Below are 23182 nucleotides of genomic sequence, written 5' to 3' on the forward strand. Positions count from 1 at the left end.
GGCTGGTCAGAGGGTCTGGCCGGTGAGCTTTTCGTAGGCTTCCACGTACTTGGCGGCGGTGCGCTCGATGACTTCGGCGGGCAGCTTGGGGCCGGGGGCAACCTTGCCCCAGTCGAGGGTCTCGAGGTAGTCGCGCACGTACTGCTTGTCGTAGCTCGGGGGGCTGATCCCCACGGCGTAGCTGTCGGCGGGCCAGAAGCGGGAGGAGTCCGGCGTCAGGGCTTCGTCGATGAGGTGCAGGGTGCCGGCGGCGTCGATGCCGAACTCGAACTTGGTGTCGGCGATGATGATGCCGCGGGTGGCGGCGTAGTCGGCGGCCTGGGTGTACAGCGCGATGGCGGCGTCACGGGCTTCGGCGACGAGCTGGGCGCCGGTCTTGCCGGTGCCCTTGAGGGCGTCGGCGAGGAGGGCGTCGGTGCGGGCCTGGGCTTGCTCGAAGCTGATGTTCTCGTCGTGATCGCCCACGTCGGCCTTGCTGGCCGGGGTGAAGATCGGGGCGGGGAGCTTCTGGGCCTGCTGCAGGCCGGCGGGAAGCTGGATGCCGCAGATGGCGCCGGTTTCCTTGTAGTCCTTCCAGCCGGAGCCGATGACGTAGCCGCGCACGACCGCTTCGATGGGCAGCGGGGTGAGGCGCTTGACCACCAGCGCGCGGCCGCGGACCTGCTCGCGCTCGTCGGCGGCGACCACGGTTTCCGGGTCGATGCCGGTGAGCTGGTTGGGGACGATGTGGCCGAGGCGGGCAAACCAGAAACCGGCCATGGCGGTGAGCACTTGGCCCTTCTGCGGAATCGGATCCGGCAGGATCACGTCGAAGGCCGACAGGCGGTCGGAGGTGACGATGAGCAGCTTGTCGGCGTCGACGGCGTAGATGTCGCGCACCTTGCCGCGGCCCAGGAGGGCCAGGCTGCGGATGGAGGATTCGAAGAGCGGAGTGGTCACGGTCGAAAGTCCGTTGGACAAAACGAGATTATAGCGGTGAGGGGAGGGTGTGACGAGACGCGCACACCCTCCGCGGGGATGGGCTAGTGCCCGGCCTCGGCTTCGGCCAGGTGCTTGCGCATGCGGCGCGTGCCGAGGGCGACGATCAGGGCGATGACCGGGATCGCCGCGGCGGTGAGGCCTTCGGGGGTGAGCGGCTCGATCTGGTGCTTCACGCCCTTGGCGAGGTACTGGACCAGCTGCGAGGCGTAGTAGGTGATCGCCACCACCGACAGGCCCTCGACGGTTTCCTGCAGGTGCAGCTGGAGCTTGGCGCGGCGGTTCATCTGGGCCAGGAGCTCCTGGTTCTGGCGTTCCAGCTCGACCTCGACCCGGGTGCGCAGGAGCTGGCTGTTGCGGGCCACGCGGCTGGAGAGATCCTCCTGCCGGCGGGCCATGGTCACGCAGGTGTTCATGGCCGGCAGCAGGCGGCGTTCCATGAATTCGTGGAAGGTCGGCAGGCCGGAGATGCGCTGCTCGCGGAGCTCGGCGATGCGCTGCATCACCAGGCTGTGGTAGGCCCGGGCGGCGCCGAAGCGGAAGGTGGTGCGGGCCACGGAGTGCTCGACCTCGGCGGCCATGGTGGTGAGGTCGGCCAGCACGCTGCGCTCGTCCTCGGGCGTGCGGGCGCTGCCGGTGCGGTCCATCAGGTCGGCGAGGCGCTGCTCGGCGGTGCCGATCATGCGGCCCACGTCCTTGGCCACCGGGAAGGCCAGCAGGGCCATCAGGCGGTAGGTCTCGATCTCGACGAGGCGCTGCACGGTGCGGCCCGACTGGCGGCGGGTGAGGGACACGTCGATCACCAGGAAGCGCGAGAAGCCGTCTTCGAACAGGAAGTCGGTGAACACCCAGGCGGCGCCGTCGGCCACCTTGGCGCCGACCATCTGGGTGCCGGTGGGCGACAGCTTGGCCATCACCCTCTCGGGCGTCACCTCGGCGGCGGAGCGCAGCTCGACGTGGGTGGCGACGATGAGCTTGCCGGGCATCTGGCGCAGCCAGTCCTGGGGCACCACGGCGAGGGCCGAGGTGCTGCCACCCACGCCTTCGCCGCGGGCCACCGGGCGGAAGAAGGTGTAGCTGGAGAACTCGTTGTGGAGCTCCCACTTGAGCTGGAAGCTGCCGAAGTCGATCAGGCGGTGGCTGCCTTCGGCGTCGATGGGCTGGCCGAGGCGGGTGCCCAGGTCGATCAGGTGCTCGAGCGCGGCGCCGGCGGGCTCGCTGTTGTGGTGCATGGCGAGGTAGCTGATCAGCGTGGGGCTTTCCAGCGGCACCGGCGGGCGGGCGTGGAATTCGTCGTTGAGGGCCTGGCGCAGGTCGTGCTCGGCGAAGTAGTCGGGCAGGGTCATGGTGTCAGGTGAACGGCGCTGGCCGCGAGGCGTGATCGGGCAGCCATCTTGCCGTTACGGCAGATGGGCTGGCAAGGTCGGGGAAACCCGCGCCCGTGGCGGGTGTCACACCTTGTTGTTGCGGTGCAACAAAATCAGCGGATCAGGATCAGCCCGAGGGTGCCGAGGAGGCCGGCGGCGAGAACCACGAAGCCGATGCCGAGCTGGCGCACGCGGCCGCGGAGTTCTTCGGTGGCGCGGATGAGTTCGGCGTTCTGGGTGGCGAGGGCGGCGAGGAGTTCGGCGCTTTCCTGCTGGCGGGCGCCCACGTCGGCAAGGCGGGCGTCGAGGGCGTCGATGCGTTCGCCGACCGAGGGCGCGCTGCTGGCCGGGGTTTCGGGCGGGGCGGGCGGTGTGGCTTCGCGCTTGCCGACCTTCTGCCACAGCTTGCGGGCGCCCTGGGCGAGCTCGGGCGCCTTGGCGATGACGTCGGTCCAGGGGATGGCGCTGAACAGGGCGGACCAGGGCACGGGCATCGGGGAATGTCTCCAGAAAATGAAACAGGGCCGGAAATCTCCGGCCCTGAGTGTGACACGCAGCGGCGGGCGAAGTGCCCGGCTTGGCTTAGCGGATGACCTGGTTCAGGGCGCCGCTCTTGTAGGCTGCGGCGATCTTGTCGAGGCTGATCGGCTTGATCTTGCTGGCGTTGCCGGCGGTGCCGAAGGCTTCGAAGCGGGCCTTGCAGACCTGCTTGGCGGCTTCACGGGCGGGCTTGAGGAACTCGCGCGGGTCGAACTTGGAGGGGTTCTCGACGAAGAACTTGCGGATCGCACCGGTCATGGCGAGACGGATGTCGGTGTCGATGTTGATCTTGCGCACGCCGTACTTGATGCCGCGGACGATCTCTTCGACCGGCACGCCGTAGGTTTCCTTCATGTCGCCGCCGTACTCGCGGATGATCTCCAGCAGATCCTGCGGCACCGAGGAGGAGCCGTGCATCACCAGGTGGGTGTTGGGGATGCGGGCGTTGATTTCCTTGATGCGCTCGATGGCGAGGATGTCGCCGGTGGGCTTGCGGGTGAACTTGTAGGCGCCGTGGCTGGTGCCGATGGCGATGGCGAGGGCGTCCACGTTGGTCTGGCGGACGAAGTCGGCGGCCTGGTCGGGGTCGGTCAGCATCTGGGAGTGATCCAGGGTGCCTTCGGCGCCGATGCCGTCTTCTTCGCCGGCCTGGCCGGTTTCGAGGGAGCCGAGGCAGCCCAGTTCGCCTTCGACGCTGACGCCGATGGCGTGGGACATCTCGACGACGCGGCGGGTGACGTCCACGTTGTACTCATAGGAGGACGGGGTCTTGCCGTCTTCCATCAGGGAGCCGTCCATCATCACCGACGAGAAGCCGGAGCGGATGGCGCCCATGCAGATGGCGGGGGACTGGCCGTGGTCCTGGTGCATCACGACCGGGATGTGCGGGTAGGCTTCGACGGCGGCGTCGATCAGGTGGCGCAGGAAGGCTTCGCCGGCGTATTTGCGGGCGCCGGCGCTGGCCTGCATGATCACCGGGCTGTCGGTTTCCGCAGCCGCTTCCATGATGGCCTGGACTTGTTCGAGGTTGTTGACGTTGAACGCGGGCAGTCCGTAGCCGTTTTCGGCGGCGTGGTCGAGAAGCTGACGCATGGAAACGAGGGACATGTGTTTTCTCCGGTGGCCGGTGAGCCCGGCCGGGTGTAGGCGTAAAAAACCGAATTCTAGCGTGCCGGCATGCCGACTGCGAACCCGGCCGGAGCAAGATTTGCTTGTTGGCGTTACCGGTTACACGATACCCGGCTTGGGCGTGTCGCCGACGCGGACGATCTTCATGGTGTTGGTGCCGCCTGCGGCGCCGATCGGCTCGCCGATGGTGAGCACGATGAGGTCGCCGTAGGTGACCACGCCCTGCTCCAGCAGGATCTGCTCGGCTTCCCACAGGAGCACGTCGCGGTCGGCGTGTACCTGAGACATCAGCAGCGGATAGACCTCGCGGTAGAGCGTCATCTGGTTGCGGGCGGAGGTTTCCGGGGTGAGGGCGTAGATGGGCACGCCGCTGTTGAGGCGGCTCATCCACAGGGCGGTGGAGCCGGTTTGCGTGAGGGACGCGATGGCCTTCACCTTGAGGTGGTAGGCGGTCCACATGGCGGCCATGGCGATGGACTGGTCGATGCGCGTGAAGATGCGGTCGAGGAAGTCGCGGTCCATCGTGACCTCGGCGGACTTCTCGGCCTCCAGGCAGATGCGCGCCATGGATTCGACCACCTCGATGGGGAACTTGCCGGAGGCGGTTTCGGCGGAGAGCATCACCGCGTCGGTGCCGTCGAGCACCGCGTTGGCCACGTCGGAGACCTCGGCGCGGGTGGGTACCGGGCTCAGGATCATGGATTCCATCATCTGGGTGGCGGTGATGGTGAGCTTGTTGCGCTCGCGGGCGAGCCGGATCATGCGCTTCTGCAGGGCCGGCACCGCGGCGTCGCCCACTTCGACGGCCAGGTCGCCTCGGGCCACCATGATGCCGTCGGAGGCGTCGAGGATTTCTTCAAGGTTGGCGACGGCTTCGGTGCGTTCGATCTTGGCGATCAGCACCGCGCTGCTGCCGGCGGCGCGCAGCAGCTGGCGGGCCATGTACATGTCGGCCGAGCTCTTGGGGAAAGAGATGGCGACGAAATCGACGCCGATCTGGGCGGCGGTCTTGATGTCATCCATGTCCTTGGCGGTGAGGGCCGGCGCGGTGAGGCCGCCGCCCTGACGGTTGATGCCCTTGTTGTTGGAGAGCTCGCCGCCGACCTTCACGCGGGTGTGGATCTCGTGGCCGAGTACGCGCTCGACGCCCAGCTTGAGCCGGCCGTCGTCGAGCAGCAGCACGTCGCCGGGCTTCACGTCGCGGGGCAGGTCCTTGTAATCGAGGCCGACCCGGTGGGCGTCGCCGGGGGTGCTGAGGGCTGCGTCGAGGATGAAGGGGGCGTCCTTGACGAGGGTGATCTTGCCCTCCTCGAACTTGCCGACGCGGATCTTGGGGCCCTGCATGTCGGCCAGGATGCCCACCGGGCGGCCGGCGAGGAGCGAGGCTTCGCGGATCTGGCTGGCGCGGCGGATGTGGTCTTCCGCGGTGCCGTGGGAGAAGTTGAGGCGCACCACATCCACGCCCGATTGAACCAGGCGCTCGAGGGTGGCGAGATCGGAGGAGGCGGGGCCGAGGGTGGCGACGATCTTGGTGTGGCGGGACATGGGGTCTCCGGTTGGACTGGACGCGTGGGTGAATGACGGGATTCTATGCGTTCCCGGGGGTGATGCGGGCAGGAAGGTCGGTCTTGCTGCGTCCCGTCGCCTTGGCGCGGTACATGGCGGCGTCGGCGTGGCGGGTGAGGGTTTCGATGTCGGTGCCATCCTCGGGGTAGAGGGCGATGCCGATGCTCACCGAGATGTGCTGCTCGGTGCCTTCGAGGGTGAAGGGCTGGCGGATGGCCTGGCGGATCTTCCCGGCGACGGCTTCGGCTTCGTCGGGGCTGTGGACGTCGTGCAGCAGCACCATGAATTCGTCGCCGCCCTGGCGGGCGAGCAGGTCGCTGGCCCGCAGGCCCTGCTGCATGCGGCGGGCGGCTTCGATCAGCAGGGCGTCGCCGGCGGCGTGGCCGAGGGTGTCGTTCACCTCCTTGAAGCGGTCGAGATCGAGCAACAGCAGCGCGAAGCGCGTGCGGTGGCGCATCGCCAGCAGCAGGCTGGTGTTCATCTGGTCGAGGAACTGGGCTCGGTTGGCCAGCCCGGTGAGGGCGTCGTGGGTGGCCAGGTAGTGGATGCGCTGCTCGGAGGCCTTGCGCTCCGAGATGTCGGTGATGGTCAGGATGGCGCCCTGCAGGTTGCCGGCGGCGTCCAGGTGCGGCGCATCGGTGACGATGGCGGTGAGCAGGCCGCCGTCGGCCCGGCGTAGCTCCTGCTCGTAGGTGGCGGCCTTGCCCTGGCGCAGCCGGGTGACCAGCGCCAGCACACGGGGCGGATCGGCGGCAGGCCACAGGCTGTCGAGGCGCCGGTCGATGAGGTAGCCGTCCGGGTAGCCCAGCAGGGTGTTGAGGCGCGGGTTGAGGAAGGTGAAGCGCAGATCCCGGTCAAGGGAGGCGATGCCGTCGTGGGAGAGGTTGACCAGGGCGCTGTAGCGGGCTTCGCTGGCGCGCAGGGAGGCGCTGGTCCGGTCAAGGGCGATGGCGTGCTGGCGGGCCGCGGTGAAGGACACCGCCAGCAGCACGAACAGCGCACCGATCAGCACCACGGCGGTCTTCTCGGCCGTTGCGCTGCCGCGCCCCCGGGCCAGCTGGGGCGCTTCGTCGAAGATCAGCGTCCATACCCGGTTGTCCAGTTCGAGCTCCGCCTTGCGCGTCAGGCCCTTGCCGTCGGCGGTGCGTTTCGGGTCGCTGTCGAAGAGCAGTGCGGCCGGTTCTTCCCCGTGGCCGTCGTAGATGCGGATGCGGCTGGTCGACTCGCCGAGGGTGCCGACGATCAGGTCGCCGAGCCGGAATGGGGCATAGACCCAGCCAACGAAGGCCTGGGCGCGCTGGGCCGGGGTTTCGAGGGGCGCGCCTGTGCGGAACACCGGCAGATACAGCAGCACGCCGGCCTGGACGTCGGTGGTGGTTTCCTGAACCAGCCGCACCTTGCCCGACAGCGCAGGCACGCCGAGAAGCCGGGCGCGCTCCATCGCCTCGCGGCGCACCGGCTCCGAGTACATGTCGTAGCCGAAGGCGCGCTGGTTGCGCCAGTCGAAGGGTTCGAGATAGACGATCGCGCTGTAGATGTCGCGCCGGCCCGGCGGGCTGATCCGGTAATCGGGGAAGCCTTCGGCGCGCACCCGCTGCTCGTGGCTCGCCAGTTGTGCCGCCGGCACCTGCACCGCGAAGCCGACGCCCTGGATGCCGCCGAAGTCGGCCTGAAGGCGCAGCCCGGTGACGTAATCCCGCCATTCGGTGCGGGTCACCTCCTGGGACGCCGCAAACAGCGCCCGCGCGCCGCGCAGCACCTGCCGATAGGCCTTGAAGCGCTCCTCGACCTTCAGCGTGATCTCGTTGGTCTCGAGGACGAAGGCGTTTTCCCGCCCGGCCCGGTTGGCTTCGTCGATCCGCTGGATGGCCAGCCAGCCCACCGTGATCGACAGCAGCAATGACACGACGGCCGGCACGAAGACCTCCCGCAGCAGGCCTTGCGGATCCGCCCCGATGAATTTCATCATGCTCTGCCAGCCTCTCTCGCGCCAAAACAGCGGATTGCGCTTGAAAACCCGCTCCGACGCCTATAACGGCACGAGATGGCAGGAGTTTGATCCCCGCGCCCAAACTGCCTGCCGATGTCCTTCAAGGCGCGTCCAGCCTGACCCGGCGTGGCTTGAAGTGTCATAATCCCCCACCTTCCGGCGCGGCTGGCGGCCTCTGATGGCCAGGCCGCTCGCGCCATGATCAGCTTTCCCAAGGATTTTCGATGATTCTCGTAACCGGCGGCGCCGGCTTTATCGGTGCAAACTTTGTCCTCGACTGGCTGCGCGTGAGCGACGAGCCGGTGGTGAACCTCGACGCCCTCACCTACGCGGGCAACCTGGAAAACCTCGCCTCCCTCAAGGGCGACGCGCGGCACATCTTCGTGCAGGGCGACATCTGCGACCGCGAGCTCATCGACCGCCTGCTCGCCCAGCACCAGCCCCGCGCCATCGTCCACTTTGCCGCCGAGAGCCACGTGGATCGCTCCATTCACGGCCCGGGCGATTTCATCCGCACCAACGTCAATGGCACCTTCACGCTGTTGGAGGCCGCCCGCGGCTACTGGATGGGCCTCGACGCCGAGGCGAAGGCCGCCTTCCGCTTCCACCACGTGAGCACGGACGAGGTCTATGGTTCCCTCGGCCCCAACGATCCGGCCTTCACCGAGACCAAGACCTACGAGCCCAACAGCCCGTACTCCGCCAGCAAGGCCGCGTCGGATCACCTCGTGCGCGCCTGGCACCACACCTACGGTCTGCCCGTCACCACCAGCAACTGCTCCAACAACTACGGCCCGTACCACTTCCCGGAAAAGCTCATCCCGCTGATGATCGCCAACGCGCTGGCCGGCAAGCCGCTGCCGGTGTATGGCGACGGCCAGCAGATCCGCGACTGGCTGTACGTCACCGACCACTGCAGCGCCATCCGCGCCATCCTCGAAACCGGCAAGCCGGGCGAGGTGTACAACGTGGGCGGCTGGAACGAGAAGCCGAACATCGAGATCGTCCACACGCTCTGCGCGCTCCTCGACGAGCTCAAGCCCGACGCCGCCGGCAGCTACAGCCGCCTCATCACCTACGTCACCGACCGCCCCGGCCACGACCGTCGCTACGCCATCGACGCCCGCAAGATCGAGCGCGAGCTCGGCTGGCGCCCCGCCGAAACCTTTGAAACCGGCATCCGCAAGACCGTCGAGTGGTACCTCGCCAACCAGGAATGGGTCGCCCACGTCCAGAGCGGCGCCTACCGCGAGTGGGTCGAGAAGAACTACGAGAGCCGCAGCTGAGCCATGAAGATCCTCCTCCTCGGCAAGAACGGCCAGGTCGGCTGGGAGCTCCAGCGCAGCCTCGCCCCCCTCGGTGAAGTCATCGCCCTCGACCACGACGGCGCTCCCGGCCTCTCGGGCGACTTCGCCCAGCCCGAAAGCCTCGCTGCCACCGTGCGCGACGTGGCCCCGGATCTCATCGTCAACGCCGCCGCCCACACGGCAGTGGACAAGGCCGAGAGCGAACCCGAGCTCGCCCGCGCCATCAACGCGCTGGCCCCCGGCGTGCTCGCCCGCGAAGCCGCCGCGCTCGGCGCGCTGCTGGTGCATTACTCCACCGACTACGTCTTCGACGGCAGCGGCGATGCCCCCTGGACGGAGGACGCCCCCACTGGCCCGCTGTCGGTTTACGGCGCCACCAAGCTGGAGGGCGAACAGCTGATCCGCGACAGCGGCTGCCGCCACCTGATCTTCCGCACCAGCTGGGTGTACGCCGCTCGCGGCGGCAACTTCGCCAAAACGATGCTCAAGCTCGCCGCGGATCGCGACGCCCTCACCATCATCGACGACCAGCACGGCGCCCCCACCGGCGCCGAGCTGCTCGCCGACGTCACCGCCCAAGCGGCCCGGATGACCCTCGTGAGCCCCGAGCTCGCCGGCACCTACCACCTCGCCGCCGGTGGCGAGACCACCTGGCACGGCTACGCCCACCACGTGATCGAGTTCGCCCGCACCCGCGGTGTGGCGATCAAGGTCGCCCGCGACGCCATCCGCCCTGTGCCCACCAGCGCTTTCCCGACCCCCGCCAAGCGCCCGGCCAACTCCCGCCTCGACACCCGCAAGCTCCAGCAGGCCTTCGGCCTTGTGCTGCCGGCGTGGCAAAGCGGCGTCGAGCGGATGCTCACCGAGATCATCTGAGGCAATGGGCAATGGGAAATGGGGGGAGTGGGAAGTGGGCGGGAGACCGCACGAACGGCTGGATGCGTGGCGGCAGGGCATGCTGCTCGTGAAGGCGGTTTATGGGCTGTCGGCCTGCTTCCCCGGTGATGAACGTTTCGGGCTGACCCAGCAGATGCGCCGCGCCGCCGTTTCCATCCCCAGCAACATCGCCGAAGGCGCTGCGCGCAGTGGCGCAAAGGAATACGCCCACTTCATCTCCGTTGCCCGTGGCTCGCTTGCCGAACTGACCACGCAGATCCAGATCGCCAGGATGCTTGGCTATCTGGACGACACCACCGAAATCCTGAACCTTACCGACCACGTTGGCCGCTTGCTGACGGGTCTCTACCGAAAATGGAGCGCCCAATGAGCCCCCCACTTCCCACTTCCCATTCGTCCCTTACCCGAAAGGGCATCATCCTCGCCGGTGGCTCCGGCACCCGGCTGCACCCGGCCACGCTGGCCGTCTCCAAGCAGCTGATCCCGGTCTACGACAAGCCGATGATCTACTACCCCCTCAGCACCCTGATGCTGGCGGGGATCCGCGACATCCTCATCATCTCCACGCCGCAAGACACGCCGCGCTTCGAGCAGCTCCTGGGCGATGGTGCCCAGTGGGGCCTTAACCTCAGCTACGCCGTCCAGCCCAGCCCGGACGGCCTCGCCCAGGCATTCATCATCGGCGCCGACTTCGTGGGCAACAACCCCAGCGCCCTGGTGCTCGGCGACAACCTCTTCTATGGCCACGACTTCGCCAGCGGCCTGCGTGCCGCGAGCGCCCGGGCCGACGGCGCCACCGTCTTCGCCTACCCGGTGCACGACCCCGAGCGCTACGGCGTGGTCGAGTTCGACGCCAAGGGCCAGGCCATCAGTCTCGAAGAGAAGCCCAAGGTCCCCAAGAGCCGCTACGCCGTCACCGGGCTGTACTTCTACGACAACCGCGTCGTCGACGTGGCCCGCAACATCAAGCCCAGCGACCGGGGCGAGCTGGAGATCACCGACGTGAACCGCCAGTACCTCGACTGGGGCTCCCTCGACGTGCAGGTGATGGGCCGCGGCCACGCCTGGCTCGACACCGGCACCCACGAGAGCCTGCTGGAGGCCAGCCTCTTCATCCAGACCATCGAGAAGCGCCAGGGCCTCAAGATCGCGTGTCCAGAAGAGATCGCCTGGCGCGCCGGCTGGATTGGCGCCGAGCAGCTCCAGAAGCTCGCCGCGCCGCTCGCCAAGAACGGCTACGGCCAGTACCTGCTGCGCATCCTCGACGAAAAAGTCTTCTGACCAAGGTGTTCCGATGAACGTCATTCAAACGGCAATCTCCGACCTGCTGATCCTCGAACCCAAGGTCTTTGGCGACGCCCGCGGCTTCTTCATGGAAAGCTTCAACGCCAAGGCCTTCCAGGCGGCCACCGGGCTCGACGTGCACTTCGTGCAGGACAACCACTCCCGCTCCGCCAAGGGCGTGCTGCGCGGCCTGCACTACCAGATCGAGCAGGCCCAGGGAAAACTCGTGCGCGTCACCCGCGGCAGTGTGTTCGACGTGGCGGTGGATCTGCGCAAGTCGTCGGCCAGTTTCGGCCAGTGGGTTGGCGTCGAGCTCTCGGAAGAGAACAACCGCCAGTTCTGGATTCCGCCGGGCTTTGCCCACGGCTTTCTGGTCACCAGCGACTCGGCGGATTTCCTCTACAAGACCACCGACTACTACGCCCCGCAGTTCGAGCGCAGCCTGGCCTGGAACGACCCGACCGTGGGCGTCGAGTGGCCGCTGCACCTGCTGGACGGCGCGCCGCTACTGTCGGCCAAGGACGTGGCCGGCAAGCCGCTCGCCGAGTGCGAGACCTTCGCCTGATCCGGCCCGGGCTTTCGGGGCCGCCTGCGCCAATCTGACAATTATTTCTTCGTCTTGCCCACGCCGGGCGCGCGATAATGCGCGCCTGTCATTCTGCCCGTGGAGCCCCGCATGTCCCGTTCGCTGATCTACCTCGTTGCCGGCGCGCGTCCCAATTTCATGAAGATCGCCCCGATCGTGCGTGCCCTGCAGGCCCGCGCCGATCGCTTCGAGTTCAAGATCATCCACACCGGCCAGCACTACGACCGGGAGATGAGCGACGTCTTCTTCGACGAGCTGGGCATTCCCAAGCCGGATTACCACCTGGAAGCCGGCGGCGGCAGCCACGCCACGCAAACGGCCAAGATCATGGTGGCCTTCGAGGAGATCTGCCAGAAGGCCCGCCCCGACTGCGTGCTGGTGGTGGGCGATGTGAACTCCACGCTGGCCTGCTCCATCGACGCCAAGAAGCTCGACATTCCGGTGGCCCACGTGGAAGCGGGCCTGCGCAGTGGCGACATGCGCATGCCCGAGGAAATCAACCGCCTCGTCACCGACAGCATCTCCGACTGGTTCTTCTGCACCGAACCCGCCGGCGTCGACAACCTGCTGAAGGAAGGCAAGGCCCAGGACGTGGTCTTCCACGTGGGCCACGTGATGGTCGACAACCTGCTCTTCCAGCGCGACAAGCTCGACGCCTCCGACAAGTCCGGCATGGATACCGAGGCCATCAAGGCCAAGTATCCCAAGTACGGCGTGGTCACGCTGCACCGCCCGTCCAACGTGGACGACGAAGCCAACCTGCGCGGCATTGCCGGTGCGCTCAAGCAGATCGCCGCCGACCTGCCGCTGATCTTCCCGGTGCACCCGCGCACCCGGGGCAACCTCGAGAAGTTCGGGCTCGATCTCGGCCCCAACGTGGTGCTCACCAAGCCCCAGTCGTACATGGAGTTCCTCAACCTATGGAAGGACGCCGCGCTGATCATGACCGACAGCGGCGGCCTGCAGGAAGAAACCACCGCCCTCGGCATTCCCTGCCTCACCCTGCGCGAGAACACCGAGCGCCCGGTGACCATCGACGAAGGCAGCAACGTGCTGGTGGGCACCGATCCGGCGCGCATCCTCGAAGAAGCCGCCAAGGTGCTGGCCGGCCAGGGCAAGCACGGCTGTCGCCCGCTGCTTTGGGACGGCAAGGCCGCCGAGCGGATCGTCGCCGATCTGGATCGCCTGCTGCCCTGAGGTTGCCAGCCCCGTTCAGGGGTGTTGTATTTGAAACGGCGGATGTTGCGAAAGCAACATCCGCCGTTTTTACGTTCAGGCTATTCAAACGAGCGCGATCCTGTAGGTCGGACTTCAGTCCGACAGCACGCGTCCCGTCAGGCACCGTTTTGTCGGACTGAAGTCCGACCTACAGGGCCGCCGGCGCTCCTCACGCCTTGTGCAGCCGCACGTCCACCTCGCCGATGCGCCCTTCGGGTTCCGGCGCACCGAGGGTGAGGCCCAGCTCCAGTTCGCCCCGCACCACGCAGCGGGCCACGCCCAGTTGCCAGCCGGGGGCCGCAGGATCGAGGCTGCGGGTGATGCCGGCGAGGCTCACCTGCGGCTTGGCGAGGCGCAGGGCGAGGCGTGGCGCGGCGCCTTCAAGTTCGATCACGTTGGTCTCCGCGAAGGCTGCCAGCACCGCCGCGAGGCTGCTGGCGAGGAGCGCATCGGCGGTGGTGATGTCCTTCGCCCAGGCACGCAGCTCCAGGTCAATCCAGCCGCTGCGGCGCTCCCGGTAGCCTGCGCTGGGGGCGCCGCGGGTGCGCGCCTCCACCGGGCCGGGTGGCTCGCGGAAGAAGCGCAGGGTGCGGCCGTCCAGCAGATACGCGTCGCCGCCCGTCACGATGCGGCCCGGCGGGCAATGCACCTCGGCCAGCTCGCCCGACGCGTCGTCGGGCAGGGTGAAATCCAGCGGGTGGTCGGGCGTGGCGGTGAGCGTGCCCTGCCAGCCGAGGAAGGCCGGGTCGCGGATCGGCGTGTCGTCCGGGGCGGCGGGCGGGTCGAATTCGAGGCGCAGGGCGTGGAGGGCCACACGGCTGGCGGCGCCATTGGGCGCGCTGGCGGGGCCGGTCTGAATGTCCTGCCCCGGCGGCAGGGCGGCGGTGAGGGCGGGGTTGAGCAGCTGTTCGAGGGGGCCGAGCATGGGTCAGGGCTCCGGGTCGAGCACGCCGGCCTGGACTTGCAGCCACGGGCAGGGTGCGGGGGCGTCGAGAGGTAGCCAGGGGCCGTTTGCGCGGCGATGGAAGGCGCCGTCGACACCGGCGGGGCGGTGGTCGTCGGCGTACCACAGCAGGCTGCCGTGGTCGATGCGGCACACCAGCCACCAGGCTTGGCCGGTCAGCAGCTGGGGCGCCGGCAGGCGGCTGGTGGCCCAGCGGGGTTCGGCTTCGTCGTCGGCCGCGACGGCAAAAGGCCAGCGGACGATGGGTGCCTCCGCCGGGCTGCCGTGGCTGTCGGCGTGCAGGCTCAGCTCGCCGCTGGCGGCGTCGCCGGGGGTGCGCAGGTGCAGGCTCACGCTGGAAAGCTGCACGCCCTTGGGCAGCGCCGCGAAACGCTGCCCGGCGGTGTGGTCCGCATCGCACAGGCGGGCGACGCGGGTGGTGCCGGCGGCGGGCGCCAGCAGGTCGCGCTCGCCGGGGCGGGGCTTGTCGGGCGGTTCGGGCTGGGGCGCTGGCGGCGTGGTGGGCTTGGGCGGGGCTTCGAGTTCGGCGGCGAAGCTGACGCGCAGGGGCTGGGCGTTGGCGGTGGCGATGGTGAGCGGCACGGCGGTGGCCGACGGGTGATCGGCCAGATAGCGGTTGATGGCGCGGACGAGGCCATCCACAGTGAGCCCGGCGCCGGGCACCGGGCCATCCGGGCTGAAGAAGGGCGGATCGTCGCCCACCGCCACGCTGACGAGGCAGGGCTGCTTGGTGAAGCGCACGCCGATGCGCCGGCCGGTGAGGCTGCCAGGGATCAGCACGCCGGTGCGTTTCTCGGCGGCGTCGCCCTCGATCAGCATCTCGGCCATCAGGCGCGATGCGCACTGGGCGGGGAAGCGCTGCTCCGGCCCGGCGGGCAGGGTGTCAAGCGGCTGGAGCGGCAGCCAGGTGCCGCGGCTGAACACCCGCAGGCGGGCGCCGGTCTTGCGCGGCGGGGTGAGCGCGCCGGCTGCCGGGGGCGAGGCGTCGAGGTGGATGCCCACCAGGGCGCGGGTCTCGCCCCAGTCGGCGCTGGCCCACAGCCACGGGGCGTCGGCCTTGCCGGCCATGGGGCCGGAGTCGGCGGTGAGGGCCGGATACTCCAAGGCCAGCTCGCCGCCGTCGGCGGCAGCGATCACCAGCTGCGCACTGGCTAGCCGGCGCCCGGCCGGCAGCACGATGCGGCAGGCCAGCCCGGCGGCGGCGTTGAAATCCCGCCCGGTGGCGGGCTTGCCGTCCGGGGCGAGGAGGGTGGCGGTGTCGGCCACGGCGGTGGGCGGTCTAGCGGGCGACGAGGCGTGGGCCGGCGGCTTCGCCGGTTTCGGCTGGCGGAGTCTCGGCGGCGAGGATTTCCTCGAGCACCTGGATGGCGCCGCTGATGCGCATGAGGGTGGTGCGCAGGTCTTCCTCCTTCTTCTGGAGGTCGGCTATCACGCCGAGGCCGGCGTCGTATTCGCTGCGCAGTTCGGCAAGGCGGCTTTCGATCTGTTCTTTCATGGCGGTTTTCCGGTTGAGGTCAGCGGAGGAAGACGAACACGTCGATGAGGCCGGTGTCGCCGTCGAAATCGGCCAGGGCCTTGCCGATGGTGCAGCCGGTGGTGTTGTCGCCGGCGCGCATGGCGTGGCCGGGGAGCGATGCCGGCACCAGCAGGTTGCCCTTGCGGATCGGGCCGTTCTCGGCGCACACCTTGCACGGCACGCGGCCGGCCAGGGCGATGGGCTGCTCGCCGGCGATCCGCTCGTGCTGGAGGGCGTCGGCGCCCAGCAGCATGCCGGGCTCGGTGGACACGACGCCCAGTACCAGCGGGTCGTGGGGCTGGCGGCAGCGTTCGACGCCGCTGCCGTCGGCGGTGAGGCTCACCACGTCGCCCGGCTCGATGGCTTCGAGGGTGGCGAAGTTTTCGGCCAGATCGCGGGCGCCGGTCTGCACGCCGTTCTTCGACCACATCGAGCCTTCGGCTTCGACGTCCCAGGTGTGGATGCCGCCGCCCCAGCCGCGGGTCTTGGGCGTTGGCGGGAAGCCGTTGGTGCCGAGGTTGCCAGTGATGGTCACGTTGCCGGTGATCGCCTGGCTACCCGCGAAGGTGTTGGCGCCGCGGGTGGCGAGTTCGTTCCAGGCGGAGTTCTGCGCGGTGGTCAGGCTGCCCGAGGCCATCTTGCGGAAGAACAGCCGGTCGTTCTCGGCGTAGCTAGCGCCAATCTGCAGCTGATAGTTGTTGGTAGTGTTGCTGTGGCGGCAGACGATCAGGTGGGTCCACGGGTGGGTGCCGTCGGGCACGTCGCCGGTGAGCTCGGCACCGCCGTTCTGGTAGAAGCCGGACTTGAGCGGCATGCCGAAATCTCCCGGCAGGCCGCCGGCGTTGAGGGAGCTGGCGTAGCCCAGCAGGGCGCCGCCTTCCACGTCGAGCCGGGCGCCCGGGCGGGCGATGCCGATGCCCAGATTGCCGTTGGTGTCGAGGCTGAGCCCGGTAGCGGTGCCGGTTTCGCCGGTGGGCGAGAACTGGTAGCCCACGTTGCCGCTGGCGACGACGAAGGATTTCACGTCGAGGAAGTAGCGGGTGTCGGGCGAGACGATGCGCAGGCTCGATTTGTTGCCGTCCCAGCCGCGGTCGTTCTGGGTGCTTACCTCGAGCCGGGCGGTGGGGGTGGCGGTGCCGACGCCCACGTCGCCGCTGGTGGTGAGCTTCGCGCCGGAGAAGCTGGCCAGCGCGGCGCGGATTTCGGCGAGCTGGGCGGTGCCGGTGACCTTGAGGGGGCCGCCGACGGTCAGCTCCTTCATGGCGTACCTGCTGTCCGGGTCGAGCTTGCTGGCGTCGATGGCCTTGTTCTGGATGGCGTCCCGGGGCAGCGGGGCGCCGAAGCCGCCGGTGTGGTTATGGGCGGCGATGTCTTCCTGGGCGCGGATCTGGACTTCGTTCCATTCGTCGGCGCGGATGATGTCGCCGGCGGTGCGTTTGACGTAGGGGGTGGGGCGGTCGGCCATGGTGGGTCTTCCTCAGGGGTGGGCCGGCAGCGCGGCGCGCAGTTCGTCGATCATGGCCTGTTGCTCTTTCACGGCCTGGACGAGCAGGCCGATGACCGCCGCCGGGTTGATGCCTTTCCAGCCGTCGGGGCCTTCGGCGACGGCGTCGGGGAGTACGGCCTCGAGTTCCTGGGCGATCAGACCGACGGAGCGGCCGCCGCTGCGCCAGTCGAAGCGCACGCCGCGCAGCTTGCAGAGGGCGGCGGTGGCGTTTTCGAGGACGCGGACGTTGTCCTTCAGGCGCAGGTCGGAGCCCGTGAAGCCGCCTTTGGTGCACCACATTTCGCCGGCCGCGAAGCCGCCGTAGTAGCCGGTGTTGTCCACGTTGAACAGGCGCAGCCAGCCGTCGTTGCCGTGGGCGTCGCCGACGGCCGACATGCGCCATTTCTTGCCCAGGCGCAGCACGTCGGTCTGGAGCACGCCGTCGTTCACGTTGAGCTGGAAGCGCGTGTCGCCGGTGCGCGCGTTGACGATGTTGAGGCTGTGGGTGACGCTCAGATAGCCTTTCTCGGGGGCGCTGGGTTCGTCGCGCTTGTTCCAGATGGCGAACTTGGGCGTGCCTGCCGGGGGGGCGTCGACGGTGTAGTCGAGCACGAGCGCGCCATTGACCTCCAGGCGGTCCCAGACGGAAACACGCCGCCCCAGGCCGGCGCTGCGGTTGCCCATGAGCATCAGGGTCTGGTACTTGTCGGTGTCGTTGCGGATCTCGGCTTCGCCGGGGCCCAGGGCGGGGGCGGTCGTCGTGCCCGTGCGTCCCGACGCGGAGATGCGCAGGAGGCTCTGGCTGGGAAACAGGTCGAGGATCGGAAGGCCCGGGTCCTGCTTGATGCCCAGGCGCAGGCGCATCTCGCCGCCGACGATCAGGCTGAGCGGGTGGGCGCTGCGGGTGCCGACGATCAGGCCCGCGTCGGCGCCGTAGATGCCGGCGCCGTGGGCCATCACCCGGCCGTCCACGCCGCCGGCGCGGATCGACAGCTTGGCGTGGGCGCCGCCCAGGATGTCCACCACGCGGCTCCAGCCTTCGCCGTTCTCGGGGGCGTCGGTGCCCACCGCGAGATCGCCGCTGAGACTGGCGAGGGTGGCCTGGATGTCGGCGAGCTGGGCGGTGCCGCTGACCTTGAGGGGGCCGCCCACCGCGAGGCCCTTGAGGGTGAGCCGGCTTTCCGGGTCGACCTTGCTGCCGTCGATGGCCTTGTCGGCGATACCGTCGCGGGGGATGCGGGTGGCGTCGCCGGTGTGGTCGTGGGTGCGCAGCTCGGTGCGGGCGCGCACCTGGATCTCGTTCCAGTCGGCGGCGAGCATGATGTCGCCAGGCTCCTTCCGGATGTAGGGGGTGGGGGTTTCGGCCATCAGAAGATCACCTCCCAGCTGAGCGTCATCTCCAGGTTGCCGGCGCGATTGACCACCGGAAACGTGACGCGGTTGTAGAGCACGGGTTCGGCGCCGGTGACGCTGATCAGGATCCCGGCCTCCTGGAGCGGCTGCGGGTCGGCGCTGCCGGTGGGCGGCAGGGTGGCCACCACCCGGGCGATGACGCGCGGCTGGCCTTCGTAGTCGCCGCTCGCAACGCTGGGGATGGTGGCGGGCGCGGCCACGACGAAATCGCCCAGGGCGGTGTCGGTGACCTGCGCCGGGGCGGCCGAGCGGCCCACCGCGATCTGCAGATCCGGGCTCTGGGCGCTGCCGGTGAACAGCCGGGCGAGCAGCGCGCGGCCGGCGCTGGTGATGAGGTTGTTCACCCGGCGGGCGTCCACCAGCCGGCCGCTGGCGTCGCGCAGTTCGATGGAAAGGCGTCCGGCGAGACCGTGGGATTCGTGCATCGGCATGGGGTCACTCCTTCGATGGGGCGGGGCTGGAGGGCGGGCGGCGAGGGCTCATCGGCTGTGGCTCCAGTCGAGGCGGGTGGTGTCGAACACGCCGCCGACGGAGAACGGACCGTCGGCGCTGTCGTGGGCGTCCCGCAGGGTGGTGGCGAGGGTGAAGCGCAGCGGGCCGTCGGCGGGGGCGGCGTCCTCGGTCCAGCGCTGGCCGGTGGCGAGGCCCAGGCGCTCGGCGCTGTTTAGGGCGTCGCGGTGGGTGGGTTCGGGGAAGTCGATGCTGGCGCGCACGCCGGCGGCGGTGGCCCGGGCGATGTCGTCCCGCAGGAGCGGCAGCGCGCCCCGGGCGGCGGCGGCGGCAACCCATTCGTTGCGCGGGATGCGCAGCCGGATGCTGGCCGGCGGGCGGGTCATCCAGTCGAGGCGCAGGCTGAGGCGCGGCGTGTGGGCGGTGTCGGTCTCGGTGGTGCCGCCGGTGTCGGTCTTGTTGAAGGATTCGAGGAGCACCGAGGCGTAGCGGGCGTCGCCTTCGCCGATGGTGCCGTCCAGCAGCGCGAAGCGCGTGCCGTCCAGGTCGTCGTGGCCGGCGAAGCGGGAGGCGTGCACGGTATCGCCGGGGCCGGCGAAGGCGGCGTCGGGCTGGGCGAAGGTGAGCAGCATCCAGCCGTTGGCGCCGGGGGCGAGGCGGGGGGTGAGCACGCGCTGCTCCAGCACCCCGCAGCGCATGCTGCCGAAGGCGGCGCCGCGGTCGTCGAGGCGGTTGCCCCACAGGTAGAAGATCGAGTTGCTCACGTCGCGCTCGTGGCCCTCGCGGTTGATGAGCACGGCCCGCCCGGCCGGGTGGTTGGCGGCCCAGGCGTGGTGGCCGGGGGCGTCGAAGCCGTCGAAGGGGGCCGTCTCGGCTGGGCTGACGGCCGGGTACAGGACGAGGGTGTCGCCGGGCTGAAGGGTGCCGGCGTAGAGGGTGATCTCGCCGCTGCCCAGGCTGCGCAGGGCCGGGTAGGGGGCGGGCTGGTCGCGCACGCCAAGGGTGACCACCGGGCGATCCGGGTGCAGGCTGGCGCTGGTTACGGTGAACACCCGGCGCAGGCGCGGCGCGGGCTCGACGTGGCGGGCGGCGAGGGTCGGGTTCTCGGTGATCCACGCTTCCACCACCGCCTGGGCGCGGCTGGGACAGGGCTGGGTGCGGTCGCTGCCGGTACAGCCGGCGCAGCGCTTGCGAGTGCCCGGCGGCATGCCGAAGGCGAGGGTGGCGTCCTGGCGGCGTTCGAGGCGCGGGCAGGGCTCGGCGCCCAGGTCGGCGATGGCGAGGGACAGCAGGGCGCGGGGCGTGGTGAGGCCGCCGGTGCGCACCCGGGCGGTGATCAGCAGGCGCTGGCGGAAGGTCTCGCCGGGTTCGGGGTCGAGCACCGCCTGGAAGCGGGCGAGGGCGGCGGGGGCGGTTTCGGGCGGGGCGGCGGGATCGGGCTCGGCGGTGAGGCCCTGGCCGTCGCCACCGAGCACAAAACGCAGGCCGTCGAAGCGGGCGGCGAGGAGCACCGCCGGGTCGTCGGGCGGCTGGCCGCCCTGGCTGCGCCGCCAGCCGCTGCCCACCAGCTCGTCGAGGGCGTCGGCAAGCGGCGCGACGTGGTCGAAGCGCACGCTGATCTCGCCGGGGTTGCGGCTGTAGCCGGCGTGGTGGACCCGCGGTGGCAGGCGCGACACCTGCAGCAGGCGGCCCAGGCCTTCGAGGGCGCTGGCTTCGTCCGGCGCGGGCAGCTGCGCGCTGGCGAGGCCGACCCAGCGGTCGTACTGGATGCGGGTGAGGGTGTCGTCCACCCGCCCGAGGCTGGCCGCCATGCTGTCGATCAGCGCGCCCACGGCGCTCGACGAGGGCTGGGCGGTGAAGATCCGCGGCAGGAGGGCGAGGAGGCGCTCGCGGCGCACCCGCAGGTCAGCCATCGCTGCCCTCCGCGCGCAGGGTGAGCTTGCGCGGCATAGGCTGTTCGCGGGGGCCGATGCTGGCCTGGTCGGTGTCGTCGTCGAGCTCTTCGGCCAGCCCGTCGCGCTGGTGGGTGACGGTGACCCGCAGGCGCACGATGGCCTCGGGCGGGATGATGTTGGTGACGGCCTCGCGCACCGCGGCGTAGGCGATGCTTGCCGGGGCGTCCGGGGTGGCCCGGCCGGCGGCCTTGTCGAAGACGTCCTTGATGGCGCCGGTGATGCGCGCCTGCACCCCGGCGGTGGGCGTGCCGGCGGCCACCGTGAGGGTGGTGTCCACCCACAGGTCGAGCTTGGGCGGCTCCAGGCTCAGGCGCAGGGGCAGGGCTTCTGGGTAGAGGCCGATGCGCTCGCCGGGGCCGGCCAGCACGTCGCCGTTGCCCATCAGCGCCCGGTAGGCGACGGATTCGAGCCCGCTGCCGTCCTTCCACACGAAGGGCTCCAGCAGCGGGCGCTGGCCCGTGCGCTCGCAGCCCACCACCGCTTCGTGACCCAGCAGCAGGGCGCGGATCTTGGCGTCGCGCACCGCCTCGCCCACCTTGAGGGCGCCGAAGTAGTCGGTGAGCACGGCGCGGAGGCGTTTCAGGATGTCGGCCTGCTCGCGCTCGGAGAAGACCGCGTTGAGGGTGAGGGTGGCGGTGATCTGCACGAACACCGGGGTGGCCGGCCCGCAGCGCAGCACGATGCCGGCGGGGCGGACGTTCTCGAGGCGGTTCCTCACCTCTTCGAGCAGTTCGCTGCCGATGTCCCGGTCGCCCAGCACCACCTCGACTTCGCCGGGGCGGCCGCCGGGGTTCTCGATCACCTGCACTTCGCGGATGCCCAGGCTGCGGGCGGCCTCTTCGAGTGCGGCGACGGTGCCGGTGTTGGACGACAGCACCAGCCGGCGGGCGCGGGCGCGCAGCTCGTCGTCGGTTTCCTCCCGCTGGCGCAGCACCAGATCGCCCGGGTTGCTCACCTGGTCAATGCCGGCGATGGGGCGCGGCAGGCTGGCCAGCGCGCCGGCCTTGACCGTCGTCCCGCCCGGTTCCACCGCCCGCACGCCCACCACCACCAGCCGTTCGCCCTTGTCGAGCACCGCGTTGGCGGTGGTGGCGAAGAGCGGCACGTCGCGCCCGGCCACCAGTGTGCCCAGCGGAATGTGGATGTCCTCCGGCGCCGGCTGGCCGCGGCTGAACACGGCGGTGCCTTCCAGATGGCCGCCCCGCTGGCGTTCGAGACCCAGCAGCGCCACCACGTTGTCGAGGGCCGGGCCGCTGGCCGAATCGAGATAGGCGTTGCGATACACGCTGTCGAGCTGCTCGTAGCACACCGCCAGCTCCCGGGCGAAGGCTTCGGCGAGGGTGCGCACCACGCTGCCCTCGTTGGCGTCGGTGAGCGCCAGCCGGCCGCCCAGCCCCGAGGCGATGTCGGCGAGCAGGGCGTCCACCACCTCCGAGAAGCCCTTCTTGAGATAAACCCGCTCAAGTGCCATCGATTCGCACCTCCAGGCTGGTTTCCAGGCCGCTCACCGCGCGCACCCGGGCTTCCACGTCCACCCCGTCGCGGGTGGGTTCGTGGGGGGTGACGCGCACCTGCAGGACTTCCTCCACCCGCGGGTCGCGGAGGAGCTCCTGGCGCACGTAGCGGCGCAGCAGTTCAAGGTTGGCCCGGTCGAGGGGCTCGCCGATCAGGTCGCGGATGCGGCTGCCGTAGCGCGGGTGGCCGAGGCCGTCGAGCTCGCCCCGGTCCACCAGCAGGCGCAGGGTGAGGGCCTGGACGAGGTTCTCCACGCCGCTCACGGTTTCGAGATCCTGCAGGCCGACGGCAAGATCGGCCCCCTCGCTGCCGCGGGCAAAGACGAGGCGCAGATCGGTGCCGAAGGGATCGATGGCCATCAGCGCGTCCTCACATCAGCCGGCCGGGGCCGGCGCTGGCGCCCGGCGGGCAGGGGATGCCCGGCGACACCATCACCTGCCCGGCGAACATCGTCAGGCCCAGATCGACGCCCTGGGCGAGGGCCTTGGCCAGATCGGGCGCCGCCTCACCGCGGATGCCGTTCTGGCTGAGCAGGCCATTGGCGATGCCCTCCAGCGTCGACGCCAGCGGCACCGGCTGGAGCATGCCCGGCCCGCTGCTCACGAAGCCGGCCACCGGGATGCCGGGCATCACCATGCTCTGGGCGCAGAACAGCGCGATGCCCTGGGCGACGGTGCCGGCGATGGCCTTGGCGAGCCCGTCGGCGTCTTCGCCGCGCAGGCCCTGGGCCTGGCACTGGCCGCTGGCGAGGCCTTCGAGCTGCGACGCGCCGGGGCCGCCCGCCGGCGGCGGCATCAGCTTGCCGGGGCCGGCGCTGGCGCCGCTGCCACTGATCGGGTCGGCCGCCACGGGGATGCCGGGCATCGTCATGGCCTGGGACAGGAACATCGTGAGCGCCTGCCCGGTGGTGTTGGCAATGGCCGCGGCGAGGCCCGGCACGTCTTCGCCCTGCAGGCCGGCGGCGTTGAGAAAACCTTTGGTCGGTGATTCGATCTGGGATGGACTCGGAGCGGGCATCGTTA

The 23182-nt window shown here is 69.8% G+C and carries 22 protein-coding genes; 6 read left to right on the forward strand and 16 right to left on the reverse strand.

All coding sequences use genetic code 11. The features are described from left to right. Positions 1-6: 6 nt before the first annotated feature. The 6 genes from GH681_RS13955 to GH681_RS13980 form a co-directional block, all read right to left on the reverse strand. Positions 7-939 carry a phosphoribosylaminoimidazolesuccinocarboxamide synthase gene (locus GH681_RS13955; protein ID WP_153162066.1) on the reverse strand — a complete coding sequence of 311 codons (933 nt, stop codon included), beginning with the start codon at positions 937-939 and terminating at the stop codon, positions 7-9. Positions 940-1022: 83 nt separating this feature from the next. Beyond that, positions 1023-2324 carry a DUF3422 family protein gene (locus GH681_RS13960; RefSeq protein WP_153162067.1) on the reverse strand — a complete coding sequence of 434 codons (1302 nt, stop codon included), beginning with the start codon at positions 2322-2324 and terminating at the stop codon, positions 1023-1025. Between the two features lie 134 nt (positions 2325-2458). Further along, a complete protein-coding gene (locus tag GH681_RS13965) occupies positions 2459-2839 on the reverse strand; it encodes a hypothetical protein (protein ID WP_153162068.1) in 381 nt (126 codons plus the stop codon). Between the two features lie 88 nt (positions 2840-2927). Then, positions 2928-3992: a class II fructose-bisphosphate aldolase gene (fba, locus tag GH681_RS13970; RefSeq protein WP_153162069.1), complete on the reverse strand. Its 1065-nt coding sequence runs from the start codon at positions 3990-3992 to the stop codon at positions 2928-2930. Between the two features lie 120 nt (positions 3993-4112). Next, the gene (gene pyk, locus GH681_RS13975) at positions 4113-5558 is read right to left on the reverse strand and encodes a pyruvate kinase (RefSeq protein WP_153162070.1); all 1446 of its coding nucleotides are present in this window, start codon (positions 5556-5558) and stop codon (positions 4113-4115) included. A 43-nt stretch (positions 5559-5601) separates the two neighbouring features. After that, entirely contained in the window at positions 5602-7548 is a 1947-nt protein-coding gene (locus tag GH681_RS13980; RefSeq protein WP_153162071.1) for a CHASE domain-containing protein, read from the reverse strand. Positions 7549-7793: 245 nt separating this feature from the next. Between GH681_RS13980 and rfbB the strand changes: the two genes are divergently transcribed. The 6 genes from rfbB (at position 7794) to wecB (ending at position 12840) form a co-directional block, all read left to right on the forward strand. Next, a complete protein-coding gene (gene rfbB / locus GH681_RS13985; protein ID WP_153162072.1) occupies positions 7794-8855 on the forward strand; it encodes a dTDP-glucose 4,6-dehydratase in 1062 nt (353 codons plus the stop codon). 3 nt (positions 8856-8858) lie between these two features. Continuing rightward, positions 8859-9752 carry a dTDP-4-dehydrorhamnose reductase gene (gene rfbD, locus GH681_RS13990; protein WP_153162073.1) on the forward strand — a complete coding sequence of 298 codons (894 nt, stop codon included), beginning with the start codon at positions 8859-8861 and terminating at the stop codon, positions 9750-9752. A 4-nt stretch (positions 9753-9756) separates the two neighbouring features. Then, positions 9757-10143 (forward strand): four helix bundle protein, encoded by a 387-nt coding sequence (locus GH681_RS13995; RefSeq protein ID WP_153162074.1) that lies wholly within the window; start codon positions 9757-9759, stop codon positions 10141-10143. Then, positions 10140-11054 (forward strand): glucose-1-phosphate thymidylyltransferase RfbA, encoded by a 915-nt coding sequence (gene rfbA, locus GH681_RS14000; RefSeq protein WP_153162075.1) that lies wholly within the window; start codon positions 10140-10142, stop codon positions 11052-11054. The genes GH681_RS13995 and rfbA overlap by 4 nt, the downstream gene beginning before the upstream one ends. 13 nt (positions 11055-11067) lie before the next feature. Next, positions 11068-11622: a dTDP-4-dehydrorhamnose 3,5-epimerase gene (gene rfbC / locus GH681_RS14005; RefSeq protein WP_153162076.1), complete on the forward strand. Its 555-nt coding sequence runs from the start codon at positions 11068-11070 to the stop codon at positions 11620-11622. Positions 11623-11733: 111 nt separating this feature from the next. Next, the gene (wecB, locus tag GH681_RS14010; RefSeq protein WP_153162077.1) at positions 11734-12840 is read left to right on the forward strand and encodes a non-hydrolyzing UDP-N-acetylglucosamine 2-epimerase; all 1107 of its coding nucleotides are present in this window, start codon (positions 11734-11736) and stop codon (positions 12838-12840) included. Positions 12841-13030: 190 nt separating this feature from the next. On the opposite strand, the gene GH681_RS14015 is transcribed toward wecB, so the two are convergent. Genes GH681_RS14015 through GH681_RS14060 form a run of 10 tightly spaced genes read right to left on the reverse strand, consistent with a single transcriptional unit; the run spans position 13031 to position 23177 of the window. Beyond that, a complete protein-coding gene (locus GH681_RS14015) occupies positions 13031-13786 on the reverse strand; it encodes a hypothetical protein (RefSeq protein ID WP_153162078.1) in 756 nt (251 codons plus the stop codon). A 3-nt stretch (positions 13787-13789) separates the two neighbouring features. After that, complete coding sequence (locus tag GH681_RS14020; RefSeq protein WP_153162079.1) at positions 13790-15091, reverse strand: hypothetical protein; 1302 nt, start codon at positions 15089-15091, stop codon at positions 13790-13792. Between the two features lie 13 nt (positions 15092-15104). Continuing rightward, entirely contained in the window at positions 15105-15320 is a 216-nt protein-coding gene (locus GH681_RS14025) for a hypothetical protein (RefSeq protein WP_153162080.1), read from the reverse strand. Between the two features lie 19 nt (positions 15321-15339). Next, positions 15340-16806, reverse strand: a complete 1467-nt coding sequence (locus tag GH681_RS14030) for a hypothetical protein (RefSeq protein WP_153162081.1) — start codon at positions 16804-16806, stop codon at positions 15340-15342. 12 nt (positions 16807-16818) lie between these two features. Beyond that, a complete protein-coding gene (locus GH681_RS14035) occupies positions 16819-18195 on the reverse strand; it encodes a tail fiber domain-containing protein (RefSeq protein ID WP_153162082.1) in 1377 nt (458 codons plus the stop codon). Next, positions 18195-18671, reverse strand: coding sequence for a hypothetical protein (locus tag GH681_RS14040; RefSeq protein WP_153162083.1), 477 nt, complete (start codon positions 18669-18671; stop codon positions 18195-18197). The genes GH681_RS14035 and GH681_RS14040 overlap by 1 nt, the downstream gene beginning before the upstream one ends. Before the next feature lie 48 nt (positions 18672-18719). Then, on the reverse strand, positions 18720-20603 hold the full coding sequence (locus tag GH681_RS14045) for a hypothetical protein (protein WP_153162084.1): 1884 nt from the start codon (positions 20601-20603) through the stop codon (positions 18720-18722). Further along, the gene (locus GH681_RS14050; RefSeq protein WP_153162085.1) at positions 20596-22116 is read right to left on the reverse strand and encodes a baseplate J/gp47 family protein; all 1521 of its coding nucleotides are present in this window, start codon (positions 22114-22116) and stop codon (positions 20596-20598) included. The genes GH681_RS14045 and GH681_RS14050 overlap by 8 nt, the downstream gene beginning before the upstream one ends. Next, the gene (locus GH681_RS14055; RefSeq protein ID WP_228111913.1) at positions 22106-22519 is read right to left on the reverse strand and encodes a DUF2634 domain-containing protein; all 414 of its coding nucleotides are present in this window, start codon (positions 22517-22519) and stop codon (positions 22106-22108) included. The genes GH681_RS14050 and GH681_RS14055 overlap by 11 nt, the downstream gene beginning before the upstream one ends. 10 nt (positions 22520-22529) lie before the next feature. After that, positions 22530-23177, reverse strand: a complete 648-nt coding sequence (locus tag GH681_RS14060; protein ID WP_153162087.1) for a hypothetical protein — start codon at positions 23175-23177, stop codon at positions 22530-22532. Positions 23178-23182 lie beyond the last annotated feature (5 nt).

This window comes from Zoogloea sp. 1C4, from assembly GCF_009469605.1.
In the GTDB taxonomy this organism is placed as follows: domain Bacteria; phylum Pseudomonadota; class Gammaproteobacteria; order Burkholderiales; family Rhodocyclaceae; genus Zoogloea; species Zoogloea oryzae.

What these genes read in the sequence shown, in the direction of transcription:
- GH681_RS13960 (WP_153162067.1), bottom strand. Translation starts at nt 2,324, where the DNA reads ATGACCCTGCCCGACTACTTCGCCGAGCACGACCTGCGCCAGGCCCTC.
- GH681_RS13965 (WP_153162068.1), bottom strand. Translation starts at nt 2,839, where the DNA reads ATGCCCGTGCCCTGGTCCGCCCTGTTCAGCGCCATCCCCTGGACCGAC.
- fba (WP_153162069.1), bottom strand. Translation starts at nt 3,992, where the DNA reads ATGTCCCTCGTTTCCATGCGTCAGCTTCTCGACCACGCCGCCGAAAAC.
- pyk (WP_153162070.1), bottom strand. Translation starts at nt 5,558, where the DNA reads ATGTCCCGCCACACCAAGATCGTCGCCACCCTCGGCCCCGCCTCCTCC.
- GH681_RS13980 (WP_153162071.1), bottom strand. Translation starts at nt 7,548, where the DNA reads ATGATGAAATTCATCGGGGCGGATCCGCAAGGCCTGCTGCGGGAGGTC.
- rfbB (WP_153162072.1), top strand. Translation starts at nt 7,794, where the DNA reads ATGATTCTCGTAACCGGCGGCGCCGGCTTTATCGGTGCAAACTTTGTC.
- rfbD (WP_153162073.1), top strand. Translation starts at nt 8,859, where the DNA reads ATGAAGATCCTCCTCCTCGGCAAGAACGGCCAGGTCGGCTGGGAGCTC.
- GH681_RS13995 (WP_153162074.1), top strand. Translation starts at nt 9,757, where the DNA reads ATGGGCAATGGGAAATGGGGGGAGTGGGAAGTGGGCGGGAGACCGCAC.
- rfbA (WP_153162075.1), top strand. Translation starts at nt 10,140, where the DNA reads ATGAGCCCCCCACTTCCCACTTCCCATTCGTCCCTTACCCGAAAGGGC.
- rfbC (WP_153162076.1), top strand. Translation starts at nt 11,068, where the DNA reads ATGAACGTCATTCAAACGGCAATCTCCGACCTGCTGATCCTCGAACCC.
- wecB (WP_153162077.1), top strand. Translation starts at nt 11,734, where the DNA reads ATGTCCCGTTCGCTGATCTACCTCGTTGCCGGCGCGCGTCCCAATTTC.
- GH681_RS14015 (WP_153162078.1), bottom strand. Translation starts at nt 13,786, where the DNA reads ATGCTCGGCCCCCTCGAACAGCTGCTCAACCCCGCCCTCACCGCCGCC.
- GH681_RS14025 (WP_153162080.1), bottom strand. Translation starts at nt 15,320, where the DNA reads ATGAAAGAACAGATCGAAAGCCGCCTTGCCGAACTGCGCAGCGAATAC.
- GH681_RS14030 (WP_153162081.1), bottom strand. Translation starts at nt 16,806, where the DNA reads ATGGCCGACCGCCCCACCCCCTACGTCAAACGCACCGCCGGCGACATC.
- GH681_RS14035 (WP_153162082.1), bottom strand. Translation starts at nt 18,195, where the DNA reads ATGGCCGAAACCCCCACCCCCTACATCCGGAAGGAGCCTGGCGACATC.
- GH681_RS14040 (WP_153162083.1), bottom strand. Translation starts at nt 18,671, where the DNA reads ATGCCGATGCACGAATCCCACGGTCTCGCCGGACGCCTTTCCATCGAA.
- GH681_RS14045 (WP_153162084.1), bottom strand. Translation starts at nt 20,603, where the DNA reads ATGGCTGACCTGCGGGTGCGCCGCGAGCGCCTCCTCGCCCTCCTGCCG.
- GH681_RS14050 (WP_153162085.1), bottom strand. Translation starts at nt 22,116, where the DNA reads ATGGCACTTGAGCGGGTTTATCTCAAGAAGGGCTTCTCGGAGGTGGTG.
- GH681_RS14055 (WP_228111913.1), bottom strand. Translation starts at nt 22,519, where the DNA reads ATGGCCATCGATCCCTTCGGCACCGATCTGCGCCTCGTCTTTGCCCGC.
- GH681_RS14060 (WP_153162087.1), bottom strand. Translation starts at nt 23,177, where the DNA reads ATGCCCGCTCCGAGTCCATCCCAGATCGAATCACCGACCAAAGGTTTT.